Genomic DNA, 12585 nt, shown 5'->3' with positions numbered 1-12585 from the left:
CCCCCGGTACATCAGGCGTGGCACCACACCGGTACCCGTTTTTCGATAAAGGCGTTAATGCCTTCCCGGGCGTCCTTGGCCTGGAGGTTATCCACCATCACCCCCTTGGCGTAGGCGTAGGCCTGTTCCAGGGGCAGCTCGGCCTGGCGGTAGAAGGCTTCCTTGCCCACCGCCAGGGTGAGCCGGGACTTGGCGGCAATTTTGGCGGCCAGGGCCGCCACGGTGGCATCCAGTTCCTCCGCCGGTACGGCCCGGTTGATAAGGCCGAAGCGTTCCGCCGTGGGGGCGTCGATCAGGTCCCCGGTGAGGAGCATTTCCATGGCGTGTTTGTGGGAAACATTGCGGGACAGGGCCACCATGGGGGTGGAGCAGAAGAGGCCGATATTGACCCCGGGGGTGGCAAAGCGGGCGTCGGCGGCGGCGATGGCCAGGTCGGCGCTGGCCACCAGCTGGGCTCCAGCGGCGGTGGCAATGCCGTGCACCCGGGCGATCACCGGCTGGGGCAGATGGACAATGCGTTCCATGAGGGTGGCGCAGGCGGCAAACAGCTCTTCCGCGTAGGCCCGGCCATAGTCGGCCCCCTGCATTTCCTTCAGATCGTGGCCGGCGCAGAAGGCCGGGCCGTTGCCCGCCAGCACTACCACCCTGATATCCGGGGCGGCGGCAATGGCGTCCAGTTCCTTTTGCAGGGCGGCGATCATGGGCCGGGAGAGGGCGTTGCGGGCCCGGGGCCGGTTGAGGGTGAGGTGGGCGACGCCGTCGGCGTCCTGGCGCAGCAGGATGGGTTCTTCTTGGGACATGGGGTCCTCCGGAAAAAAGGAAAAGGGAAATAAAGCCGGGGACGACGGTTTTGCCTAAAGCCTGGGGCGGGGCCGGGGCGTGGGATTCGCCCATGGCCCCGGGGCCCTCCGGCCCGGAAGCCGGGGGCCTAAAGCTTAGGTGCGCCCCGCTCCGGCCGGTTCCCGGTGACGGTGGGAAAAGCCGCCGCCGGGGCCGTCGTCCCCAGTCCTCAGTGGGGCACCTGTTTCAGGGCCTGATCCAGGTCGGCGATCAGGTCCGCCACGTCTTCCACCCCAACGGAGAGGCGCACCAGGCCGTCTTCCACCCCGATGCGGCGGCGCTGTTCCGGGGGCACGGAGGCGTGGGTCATGAGGGCGGGCAGCTCGATCAGGCTTTCCACCCCTCCCAGGCTTTCCGCCAGGACGAAGAGCTGGGTGTGTTCGATCAGGCCCCGGGCCGCTTCCAGGCCCCCTTTCAGTACCGCCGACACCATGCCGCCGAAGGCCCGCATCTGGCGCTGGGCCAGGGCGTGCTGGGGATGGCTGACCAGGCCCGGGTAATAGACCCGGGCGATGGCCGGATGCCGTTCCAGCCAGCGGGCCACGGCCAGGGCGTTGGCGCTGTGGCGCTCCATGCGCAGGGCCAGGGTCTTGACCCCCCGCAGGGCGAGAAAGGCGTCGAAGGGGCCGAGCACGGCCCCGGCGGCGTTTTGCAGAAAGGCCAGGCGCTCCGCCAGATCGGCCCGGGCGGTAACCGCCACGCCAGCCACCACATCCGAATGTCCGTTTAAATACTTGGTGGCGGAGTGGGTGACGATGTCGATTCCCAGTTCCAGGGGCCGTTGTATCCAGGGGCTGGCAAAGGTGTTGTCGGCCACGGTCAGCAGGCCCCGTTCCTTGCCGATGGCGGCCACCAGGGACAGATCCACCACCTTGAGCAGGGGATTGCTGGGGGTTTCCACCCAGAGCATCCGGGTCTCCGGGGTAAGGGCGGCGGCGATGCTTTCCCAGCTGGAAAAGTCCGCGTAGGTCACGGTGAGCCCGGCGGAGTGGCTGCGCACCCGGTTGAAGAGGCGCACGGAGCCGCCGTACAGATCGTCGGAGGCCACCACGTGGCTACCGGCGGGGAGCAGTTCCAGCACGGTGGCGGCGGCGGCCAGACCGGAGGCGAAGGCGAAGCCCTGACGGCCCCCTTCCAGGTCCGCGACGCAGGCTTCCAGGGCCAGCCGGGTGGGGTTGGCGCTGCGGGCGTAGTCGAACACCGCCCCGTCCCGGGTCTTGGGCCGGTTCAGGCCGTCCTGGACGTAGGTGGAGGTGGCGTAAATGGGCACGGAAACGGCGCCGGTGCTGGGGTCCGGCGCTTGGCCGGCGTGAATGGCGCGGGTGGAAAAACCGGGTTGGGTCATGGGGCAACTTTCAAACGAGGTCTGGGGGTTAATTGGTTGGTCTGGTTGGTCAATGAGGGCTGGGGGCGAGTTGGGCAGGCAGCGACCGGCTGGAGCGGGTTAGGGGCGGTGAAGGGCCTGACTGGGCTTGGGCGGGGGGGTAGAGGACTGGGGCTGGGGAACCGGGCATGGCGCTTCCCTTTCGAGCTTCCCGTCCGCCTTTTACCCCTAAGCCCTCCCGGCCCCCGGCTTGTCCCCCGTGTGGGGGCGGAAAGGGCCGTTTCGGAGCGGGCCTTATCCCACGGGGCCGGAAGGGGCCGAACAAAGGGGCTGGGGACTGCCGGACCAGGGAAAAGCCCGAGGGCTGGGCTTTTCCCCGGAGTTACCGGGAAGGTGCCCGTCCCTCGGCCCTTTCCACCGGGATAAAACCCGGAAGGCCGTCCTGCTTCCCTGTCCGGGCATTTTTCTGCCCCGGTGGGGGGCCGAGGGGATCGGCTTAAGGCGGCTTCGCTCCTTGCTTTGCACCTTGGCCCGTCGCTTCCTTCTCCTCCTGTCGCCTGGGGCCTATTTCAGCTTGCGCCGCAGGTGGTTCAACAGGTCGATGCGGGTCACCAGGCCCAGGAACTGGTCCCCGTCCATGACGATGGGCACCAGGCCCTGGTCAAAGAGGGGCAGCAGGTCGCTGATGGGGGCGCTGGGGGAGAGGGTGGTGAGCCGGGTGGTCATGAACTTTTTCACCGGTAGGCGGAAATTGGCCTGATCCCTGGCCACCGCCAGGAGCACGTCCGACTCGTCGATAATGCCCACGATTTTGCCGTCCCCGTTGATGACCGGGAGCTGGGAAACGTCATAGAGTTTGAAGCGGCCATGGGCGGTGAGCAGGGCGTCTTCCGGGGCCACGGTGATGAGCCCGTCTTCCTCGGCCCGGCGGGCGATCAAATCCCCCAGGTCGCCCCGCACTTCCCGGGGCAGAAAGCCCTGATCCGACATCCAGTAATCGTTGTACATCTTGGACAGGTAGCGGTTGCCGTGGTCGCACACCAGGCTCACCACATGCTCAGGCCGGGTGCGGGTACGGCAGTAGCGCAGGGCGGCGGCCAGCAGGGTGCCGCTGGAGGAACCGGCCATGATGCCTTCCTTCTTGAGCAGCTCCCGGGCGGCGGCGAAGCTTTCCGAATCAGGCACCGTATAGGCCTCCCGCACCCCGGACAGGTCGCAGATGGGGGGCACGAAGTCTTCCCCGATGCCTTCCACCAGCCAGGAACCGGCCTCCTTGATGTAGCCGTGGGCCACGTAATCCGCCAGCACGGAGCCCGCCGGGTCCGCCAGAATCATTTTCACCCGGGGGGATTTCTGGCGGAAAAAGCGGGTCAGGCCGGTGAGGGTGCCGCCGCTGCCCACGCCGCACACCACCGCATCCACCCGGCCCTTGAGCTGGGACCAGATTTCCGGGCCCGTGCCCGTTTCGTGGGCCAGGGGATTGGCCGGATTGCTGAACTGGTTGGCGTACCAGGCCCCGGGAATTTCCTTGGACAGCCGTTCTGCCATGTCCTGGTAATACTCCGGATGGCCCTTGCCCACGTCGGAGCGGGTCATGATCACCCGGGCCCCCAGGGCCTTGATGGCGAAAATTTTCTCCTGGCTCATTTTGTCCGGCACCACCAGGATCACCTTGTAACCCCGTTGGGCCGCCACCAGGGTCAGGGCCAGGCCCGTGTTGCCCGCCGTGGCTTCCACCAGGGTGCCGCCGGGTTTCAGCAGGCCGTCCCGTTCCGCCGCCGCCACCATGGTCCGGGCCACCCGGTCCTTGATGGAGCCCCCCGGATTTTGGCTTTCCAGTTTAAGAAAGAGGCGGCAGGGGCCCGTATCAAAGTGGGTCACTTCCACCAGGGGAGTGGCCCCAATCAGGTCCAGGCTGCTGCGGGGGGGCGTGGCTAAAGCGGTTTTGGTCATGGTAGGGCTCCCGTGAGGGGCGTTGAAAAGACCCGGACACTTTAGAACCGGATGCCATGGCTATAAAAGAATAAGTGGCGATAAAACGATAACAGACGGTTATATAAGGCCCGGGGAAAAACCGGATAGGGGGGGCCTGGACCCGGTTTCCCCTGGGTTTTGGGGCGGAGGGCAGGGGGAGTGGCCGGACCTTAAGATAAGTTTTAGGTATAAAAAAATAATTAAATATAACTTCGTGAGCTATTGGCGCCGGGCTAGGATCATGTCATTCCCTTGCCCTCGGAGTGCCCCATGCCCCTCTTTCTTATCGAAAGCCACCCCGCCGCCGCCCGGCGGGCCGATCTGCCGGAACGGCTGGACCGTATTCGCCGCCATCGCCCCGGGGCCCTGGTGGATGTGCGCCTGGGGGCCCGGCAGCAGCCCCAGCGCTTGCTGGCCCTGGTCAATGCGGCGGATGCGGGGGATGCCCGGGCGGTGTGGGCCCTGGGCAGCCTGGCGGCGGGCACGGTACGGCCCCTGGCGGAAGCAGGCTGTGGCCCGGCCGGGAGCCCCCACCCTTTGGATAAAGCCGTAGGCCAGGGGGGCAATGCCGCCATCCGCCAGGTGCTGGGGGATGGCCTGCCCCTACCGGAAGCCGCCGGCCCGGTGCGGGCTCCCATTGATCAACAAGGAGAGCGGGACATGGAAGAAGACATCATCCTGGCCCGGGCCCGCGCCCGGGGAGAAGCGGAGCAACTGCCCTACGCGGGGGCCCTGTTACCGGAAGAGGCTTGGCTGCTGCTCAAACTCAGGCCCGACGCCCGGTTGGTGGATATCCGCTCCCGCCCCGAATGGGAGCTGGTGGGCCGGGTGCCCGGGGCCCTGGAAGTGGAATTCATGGAATACCCGGACTGGACCGAACACCCGGATTTTCTCCCCCGCCTGCGCCAGGAAGTGGCCCCGGATGCCCTGGTCTTCCTCCTCTGCCGCTCCGGCCAACGCTCCCACCGGGCCGCCACCCAACTGGCCCGGGCCGGCTACCGGCAATGCTTCAATGTGCTGGAAGGTTTTGAAGGGGACAAGGATGGCCGGGGTCAGCGCACGGTGAATGGCTGGCGGAATAAACAGCTGCCGTGGCGGCAGTAGGGGGCGCCAAGCCGTCACATTTTTAATGGAATCAGTCTGTTATGGCTAATTGCTAGGGGGGCTGGTGAATTGGAATGGCTGATGGTGCTGCCCATTTTTTTTGTAACTAATTGAAATCACATAAAAATAAGTCAAAAATTTTTTATGATTAGTTTTATGTCATAATATTATGAGGTGAGTTGCTCGCCATTTTTTTTTGAATTTGTTGAATTGGGCGATTCAATGTCTGGATTTTTAGTGTTTTTGGGAATTTGGGGGGCGCTGAATTTAACTGCGACCTATCTCATTCAAAAAGAAGATGAATTCGAGCATCGTAAGTTCATAAAAATAGTCGGTGTTTGGCTTGTGCCTTATGTTTTGTCTTTTATGACGATTCTAAATGCAATAGGTAAAACCAGAAAAGAAAAATTCGAAAATATACCCATTGGTGAATTACCGCCTGGTTTTGTGCTGGAAGAGGCTGTCGATGAGATCGGCGTCGGTGCATCGGAAAAATTTTCCGTGAAGTCCAATTTGTCCATGGTCAATGGCTTTCCTTTGCTGGATTGGGATGCTTTTGAAAATTTCTTGGAAAAGCTGGAAAGCGAGGAATTGCGCCGGAAAGCCATGGTTGATGCCAAAAAAGCGTGGTTAATTTACCTGCGAGAGATGCTTGGCAAAAAATATTCACTGTTTGAAAAAAATGGTGTTTTCGTTTTGTCACCCCTGGAGCCTCGCGTGGCTATGGCTACGGCCAATTTTATTGTCACCGCCCGTCAGCGAATTTTCAGTATTCTTAGCGAAGAGATTGCCCAGTGGGATAGCGAAGAGACGATCATTTTCGTCGTGCTGCATGACGAGGATACCTACTACAACTACGTGGGTTGCTATTACCCGGATGAAGGGGAGTTTTCCTTTTCCTCTGGGATGTTTATAAAGAAGGGGGTTGGACATTTTGTGGCGACGGCAAACCAATTAACAAAAATGGAGCCGATTATTGCCCATGAGCTGACCCATTGTGCCTTGGCTTATTTACACTTGCCCAACTGGATAGATGAGGGCTTGGCCGTCAATACGGAACGCTTGGTCATTGACGGTACAAAATATATGCTCTATTCCATAAACGAACTTCGGAATATGCATGCTTCATTCTGGGAAGAAAGGAGAATCCAACAGTTTTGGAGTGGAGCGTCTTTTTTCCGCCCAGACGAGGGAAGTTTGCTTTCTTACGAATTGGCCAGAATTCTTGTCGAACAAATGAACAAGAATTGGCCTGCCTTCGTTAAATTTGTCCGCCAAGCCAAGATTGAGGATAGTGGGTTGCAGGCGGCCAAGGATTGTTTGGGAATTGATTTGGGACATTATGTGTGCGCTCTTCTTGAAAAGCCCATTTCAGACCAATGGAGACCTGACCCGAGTCAGTGGGTATCTATTTAAAAGCCTTTGGGATAGTTTCCCCGCGATGCTTTATGGGGTGAGGTTTTGGGAACCCTCATCTTCTGAACCATTTCCTTCTCCTTCAGTCGAATAGCCCAGCGTTGAGAATCCCTTTTCCTCGGCTGGGGTGGCCCTTTCTCCATTACCAACCAGCCCGGCGGTGGTCCGCTTACCGCAACGCATCGAAGCGGGCCAAGGGCTTCCCCCGGCGCCAGCGGGGCTAGTTCAGGCGCACCCCCGCCCCTTGGCCCCCTAGGCCGAAGGGCCTAATATCACCATCAGCAGGACGGGCGGTTTCCTGGAGAGAGGGGGCCGTTCGGATGGTTGCGCCTGCGCCCGGTAACGGGGTGTGTTGTTTCAATCTGGAGGCTTTGTCTGTGCAAAAAATAATAGAAGGGTTCTTGAAGTTTCAACGTGAGGTGTATCCCCAGAGAGCCGGCCTGTTTAAGACGCTGGCAGAGGGACAGAGCCCCAAAGCGCTGTTTGTGACCTGTTCCGACAGCCGGGTGGTACCGGAGCTGTTTACCCAGCAGGATCCGGGCGACCTGTTCGTCATCCGCAACGCGGGGAATATCGTTCCCCCCTACGGTCCCGAACCCGGCGGTGTTTCGGCCACGGTGGAATATGCGGTATCCGCCCTTAAGGTGGTGGATATCGTCATCTGCGGCCACTCCAACTGTGGGGCCATGGGCGCCATTTCCAGCTGCCAGTGTTTGGACCATCTGCCCGCCGTGGGCCACTGGCTGCGCTATGCGGATGCGGCCAAGGCCATCGTGGAGTCCAATGAGTACGCCACCCAGCGGGAAAAGGCGGACGCCCTGGTTCGGGAAAACGTCATTGCCCAGCTGGCCAATATCAAGACCCACCCGGCGGTGGCCCTGGCCATTTCCCACGGGCGGCTGAATCTGCACGGCTGGGTCTATGACATTGAACGGGGCGTGATCGACGCCCTGGATGGGGAAAGCAAGCAGTTCGTGCCCCTGTCCGATAACTACGCCATCAACGCTACCAAGTTCTGACGGCGCCTTGGGGCGGGGAACCCCCAGCCCCAAAAAAAGCAGCCCGGGAAGCGATCCTTCCCGGGCTTTTTTGTGCCTGGTGCCCTGGGGGGCGCCCTATTTTTCCCGCCGCAGCATCCCGGTTTCATCCACCTCCCGCAGCACTTCCAGTTCCCGGGGAGTGGGGGGCGGCACCATGTGGGCGTCGTTGGCGACCCGCAGGTCCCAGCCCGTGTTGGCCTTGATTTCGTCGATGCTGGAAAAGGGGAAATAGGCGTCCAGCCAGAATTCCTTGGTTTCCGGGTGGGGGCGGAGGATGCCCAGGGTGGTGACAATGGCCGCCGGGCCCTGGCCGACGAAGCCGTAGCGTTCCCGGGAATCCCCTCCTTCCAGGTAGCCGGGGGAGGTGAGGTAATCCACCTTTTCCACAAAGCGCTTTTTCTCGTGGCTCACCATAATCACCGTGCGCTTGGCGCCGCTGGCGATGTCGTTGGCGCCCCCGGCACCGGTGAGGCGGGTCTTGGGGGGGCGGAAATGGTCCCCGATTTCCCCGTTCCAGATGCCCGTGGTATTCACGTTGCCGAATTTATCCACCTGGGCGGCGCCGATAATGCCCACGTCGCAGCGCCCGGAGGCGACGAGAAAGCCCAGGGCGTCCAGGCCGTTGGTGAAGGAGGTGGCGTTGGTGCACAGCCGGTTGCATTCAATGCCCCAGGGCAGGCCGCCGATAGGGGTGGCGCCATAGACGCCCCCTTCCGTGAGGGAGCGGATATGGGGGCCGTGGTGGGCCTGGGCGAAGAAGCCGGCCAGGAGGGAGAGGCCGACACCGAAAATAGCCATTTCCCCATCCTTGATTTCCCGTCCGGCGGCAATGGCCATCATTTCCTGACGGGTATAGCGGCTGAGGCTGGGCTTTTCGGCCCGGGGGGCGAGGGAGGCGGTGGCAGTGGTCATGGCAATCTCAAAGGGGAAAAAAGGAGGGGAGAGGGGCTACCGGGTTTGCGGGGGCAGGACCCAGGCCAGGAGCTGTTTGCCCAGACTTGGGGGCTCGTCCCAGCCAGGCGGCCAGGAGCCGCTGCCGGGTGTAGGCGTGCCAATCGGCATGGGGCTGAACCGGGGGCTGATGGGGGTGATAGGTCGGCTGCTCGGCCTTGGCAGGCCAGGGCTGCTGGCCTGGGGACGGAAGCGGGGCCCGGGACTGAAGTCGGGTTTGGGTACCGGCCTGGGCCAAGGCCCTGGTCTGGGGCTGGGCTGCCGGGTGCCGTTCCCCACGGGCCAGCCGGGGGGCAGCGGGGCGTCCTTCTCCTTCGGCCTTGGTCCCTTCTACGGAACCCCCCTGGCTCCTGACTCGGCGGAGGGATGGGCCTCCCAAGGCCGGAACCGGGCCAAAACCCCGCCCCATGGCCCCAAAAATCGCCTGGAGAGTGGCGTGGATAGGCGATCTAGCGTTTGCCTCTCCCCTTAAGGCCGTGGGGCGGCCTTGTCCGGAAGGGCTGCCGGGAGTAGTCCGATTCATGCGGCTCTCCGCAGTACCCGGTTTTCCGCCAGCAGGGCTTCCACGTCCTGGCGGGGCAGGATCCATTGCCGGTAGGGGTCCAGAAGAAAGGCGCTGGGGGTGGCGGCCAGTTTTTCCAGGGTTTCCTGGCCGATGAGGGCCAGGTAATCGTCCACCGTCTGGTAGCTGAAAATGTAGTCCTGGATGTAGCGGTAGGTGCCTTCCTCCGTGGCCAGGGCCTGGTTCATGAATTTCATGTGGGCTTCGTCCACGTCATGGACCCCGGGGGAGGCGGCGGGCCAGGCGGAGAAGGGCCACCACACCACCGCATCCACGATCAGGCTGGGAATGCGGACCAGATTGGGATACTGGCGGATGCAGGCCCCATCCACGATGTGGTCCGCCACCAGCACCAGGCGCTTGGCCGCCCGGGACATTTCAAAGCGGCTCCATTCCGAGCCGATCATGATGGCGTTGCCCTCCGGGTCCGCCAGGGTGACGTGGATGACCGCCAGGTCCGGCTTCAAGGGGGAGAAGGCGCCGATGGTGCGGCCGGAAAAGGGGTCCGTGATGTCCGGAATCTTGGCCTGGGCCGGGTAGTCGTCCGGGGCGAAGGCGCTGCGGAACTGGATGTCCGAGCCGATGTTGGTGGTGGCGGGGACAAAGGGCCAGTTCAGGGCGCCGCCGAGAAAGCGCAGGGCGATGGCCAGATTGGAGTAATCCTCCAGGGCCAGCTTGCCCCCTTCCACGGCCCGGCGCAGGCCGTTGGCAAAGCCGAAGCCCTCCAGGCCGGAAAAGCCGCATTCCGCCTTGCTCACCGTCCCGGCGGCGGCCAGCAGATTCAGTTGCTGGGTGTTGCAGTTAAAAATGGCGTGGAGGTCCCGACGGCCCTGGCGCACCAGTTCTCGGCCAAAAACCGTGGGGTCGGCCCCCACGGGCAGGGCGGCGCCGGAGGCGTATTGAATGCCGTCGGCGGCATAACGGCTGGCGGCTTCCGCCAGGGGGAGCAGTTTGTTCAAAGACATGGCAGGCTCGCAAAAGTGAAGGGCGAAAAGGTCCGAAACGTTCCAGTTAAAGGGGAGGGACAGGGTCCGGCCCGGAAGGGGAAAGGGCAGCCCGGGCCACCGGCTCGGATCGGGGCGCCGGGTGGGCCTCAGGGCTGGGGGGCGGCTGATCCTGAAGCCCCAGGGGCGCTGGGGCTGGGGCGGCCCTGGGGGCCCGGGCGGTGGGGCCACCGTGGCGAGAGGCCTTGATCGAAGGGGCTGCCCGAGGGGACGCCGTATGTTCGGCGGTGGGGGCCAGAGCCTTGGCCGGCCGAGCCCCAGCGGCCAGGGTGGCCAGATCGGCCTGAAGGTCCGCCAGGGGGCCATCGTAGGGTTCCAGCCCTTGGAGCTTGCCCTGGGCGTCGATGAGGAAAATGCCCGCCGTGTGATCCAGGGTGTAATCCATGCCCGGGGCCGGGCGTTTTTCCGCCACCAGGGAAAGTTGGCGGATCAGGGCCTGGGTTTCTTCCGGATTGCCCCCCAGACCCAGGAAGGGCAGGCCGCCCCGGGGGGCGAAGGCGGCGGTGTATTCCCCCAGCAGGGCTGCGCTATCCCGCTCCGGGTCCAGGGTGGCGAAAATCACCTGGACCCGGCGGCGCAGCCGTTCCGGCAGGGCTTCCAGGGCGGCCTTGAGGCTGCTCAGGGTGGTGGGGCACACATCCGGGCAGCGGGTGTAACCCACGGCCAGGGCCACCACCCGGCCCCGAAAGTCGCTCAAGCGGCGGCTCTGGCCCTGGCTGTCCGTGAGGCGGAACTGGGGATGGCGGGGCAGGCCCGGGTCCGGGGCGTCGGCTCGCAGGGTCGGGGCCACGCCGGAGGCCTGGTGGCTTTTACCGGCGTGGGTCTGGTGGCCGACAGCCTGGCCCGGCACAAAGGGCTGGTCCTCATAGGCGGCGCTGGCCACGTAATCCCCCAGGCGCAGAAATTCGGCCCGGTCCAGGGTGCCCGTGTGGCGGTAGAGAAACGCCCCCTGGTCATCGAAAAAGGCGAAGGAGGGGGTGGCGTAGGCGTGGAGGGACTGGGCGAATTCCACTCGGTTCCAGGTCTTGCCGTCCGGACCCACCAAGGGGGCGCTGGCGGCCAGATCCACGTGGACGGTGCGGAAACGGTGGGCGAAGGCGGTCCGGGTGGCCGGATCGGGGAATACCTCCCGGCCCATTTCCCGGCAGCCCGGACAGTCGGGCAGGGTAAAGGCCACCACCAGCCGCCGCCCTTCCCGCCGGGCGGCCGCCGCCTCCGCCGCCAGATCGTTGCTGCTGCTGGCGAAGAGGGGGGCGGCTTCCCGAGCCTCCCCCGGGGTGCCGGCGGTGTTTATGCTTTGAGGGGCCCCGGTGGTCCACGCTTCCGTCGCCGGGGCGGGGCCGGACAGGGGCCGGGACGGGAGGGCCTCCCCGGCCCAGGCGGCCTGGGTCAGGCCCACCAGTCCGGCCAGGAGCAGGCCCCGTCCCGATCCGGGGGCGGGGCGGGACGGGCGGCGTTGCCCTTGTTGGGGGGCGGCGGGCCGGGAGGGGCGGAGGGCGTGGGCGGACATGGGGGCCTCGATTCCAGGGGTCAGCGCAGCCAGAACAGGGCCCGATGGCGCAGCTTGTCCAGGGCGGTCATGGCCAGGAAGGTGATCAGGCCGGTGTAGAGAATGCCCGCCACCATGCGGGGGTAGTCGGCGAAGTCCGCGTAATACTGGACGAAGCGGCCCAGGCCCGCGTTGGCGCCGAACAGCTCGGCCACGGTGAGGAGAATGAAGGAGAAGCCCAGGCCCACGGCCATGCCGGAGAAAATGTGGGGCAGGCTGGCGGGGAAGACCACCCGGCGCAGGCTTTCCCAGGGGGTGAAGCCCAGCACCCGGGCGTTGTCCCGGTGGCGCTTTTCCAGGGCCAGGGCGCCGGAGGCCGCATTGAGGAAAATGGGCCAGAAGGCGCCGATAAAGACCACGAAGGTGGCGGACAGGTGGAAGGTGGGCAGAACGGCGATGGCGTAGGGGATGTACACCGTGGGGGGCACGGGGGCCACCACCTTGGCGAAGGGGAACAGGGCCCGGCCCAGGCGGGGCACCTGGCCGGTGATGAGGCCCAGGCTGACCCCCAGGACCACGGCCAGGAGATAGCCGGGCACCAGGATGAGCAGGGAGGAAAGGGTGCCCGTGCCCAGTTCGGGAAGGGATTCCCAGAGGGCGTGGGCCACGGTCTGGGGCCCGGGCAGAATGGGATTGGTGCTTTGATCCACGAACAGGCTATAGACCTGCCAGGCGCCCAGCAGGGCCAGCCAGAGGAGGGCGGCTTCCCAGTTGAAGCGCCAGCCGCTGCCGCTCTTAGCGGCCCGGGGGGCGAGATCGCTTTCCGATTCCGCCACCAGGGCGGCTTCCTGATCCAGGGTTAAGGTTTTACTCATGGTTTT

At 64.2% G+C, this 12585-nt stretch carries 10 protein-coding genes; 3 read left to right on the top strand and 7 right to left on the bottom strand.

Translation table 11 applies throughout. The features are described 5' to 3' along the window. Positions 1-11: 11 nt before the first annotated feature. The 3 genes from Azoinq_RS02055 to Azoinq_RS02045 form a co-directional block, all read right to left on the bottom strand. Positions 12-800, bottom strand: a complete 789-nt coding sequence (locus tag Azoinq_RS02055) for an enoyl-CoA hydratase (protein WP_216127088.1) — start codon at positions 798-800, stop codon at positions 12-14. A gap of 209 nt (positions 801-1009) precedes the next feature. Next, positions 1010-2185, bottom strand: coding sequence for a trans-sulfuration enzyme family protein (locus Azoinq_RS02050; protein ID WP_216127093.1), 1176 nt, complete (start codon positions 2183-2185; stop codon positions 1010-1012). Positions 2186-2728: 543 nt separating this feature from the next. Next, a complete protein-coding gene (locus tag Azoinq_RS02045) occupies positions 2729-4117 on the bottom strand; it encodes a pyridoxal-phosphate dependent enzyme (RefSeq protein WP_216127096.1) in 1389 nt (462 codons plus the stop codon). Between the two features lie 291 nt (positions 4118-4408). Here Azoinq_RS02045 and Azoinq_RS15175 point away from each other — a divergent pair, with 291 nt between their 5' ends. From Azoinq_RS15175 to Azoinq_RS02030, 3 genes are all read left to right on the top strand, one after another. After that, on the top strand, positions 4409-5242 hold the full coding sequence (locus tag Azoinq_RS15175) for a rhodanese-like domain-containing protein (protein WP_332460834.1): 834 nt from the start codon (positions 4409-4411) through the stop codon (positions 5240-5242). A 222-nt stretch (positions 5243-5464) separates the two neighbouring features. Then, on the top strand, positions 5465-6658 hold the full coding sequence (locus Azoinq_RS02035; protein WP_216127097.1) for a hypothetical protein: 1194 nt from the start codon (positions 5465-5467) through the stop codon (positions 6656-6658). A gap of 485 nt (positions 6659-7143) precedes the next feature. Beyond that, complete coding sequence (locus Azoinq_RS02030; protein ID WP_269751304.1) at positions 7144-7677, top strand: carbonic anhydrase; 534 nt, start codon at positions 7144-7146, stop codon at positions 7675-7677. Positions 7678-7773: 96 nt separating this feature from the next. Here Azoinq_RS02030 and Azoinq_RS02025 read toward each other — a convergent pair whose 3' ends face one another. The 4 genes from Azoinq_RS02025 to Azoinq_RS02010 all read right to left on the bottom strand — a co-directional run bounded on the left by Azoinq_RS02025 (position 7774) and on the right by Azoinq_RS02010 (position 12579). Continuing rightward, positions 7774-8610, bottom strand: a complete 837-nt coding sequence (locus tag Azoinq_RS02025; protein WP_216127103.1) for a CoA-transferase subunit beta — start codon at positions 8608-8610, stop codon at positions 7774-7776. A 558-nt stretch (positions 8611-9168) separates the two neighbouring features. Further along, the gene (locus Azoinq_RS02020) at positions 9169-10176 is read right to left on the bottom strand and encodes a CoA transferase subunit A (protein WP_216127105.1); all 1008 of its coding nucleotides are present in this window, start codon (positions 10174-10176) and stop codon (positions 9169-9171) included. A 46-nt stretch (positions 10177-10222) separates the two neighbouring features. Beyond that, positions 10223-11725 carry an SCO family protein gene (locus tag Azoinq_RS02015; protein ID WP_216127107.1) on the bottom strand — a complete coding sequence of 501 codons (1503 nt, stop codon included), beginning with the start codon at positions 11723-11725 and terminating at the stop codon, positions 10223-10225. 20 nt (positions 11726-11745) lie between these two features. Then, positions 11746-12579: an ABC transporter permease gene (locus Azoinq_RS02010; RefSeq protein WP_216127109.1), complete on the bottom strand. Its 834-nt coding sequence runs from the start codon at positions 12577-12579 to the stop codon at positions 11746-11748. Positions 12580-12585: the final 6 nt, after the last annotated feature.

This window comes from Azospira inquinata (genome assembly GCF_018905915.1).
GTDB lineage: Bacteria > Pseudomonadota > Gammaproteobacteria > Burkholderiales > Rhodocyclaceae > Azospira > Azospira inquinata.
This window is presented reverse-complemented; position numbering and strand designations above follow the sequence as displayed.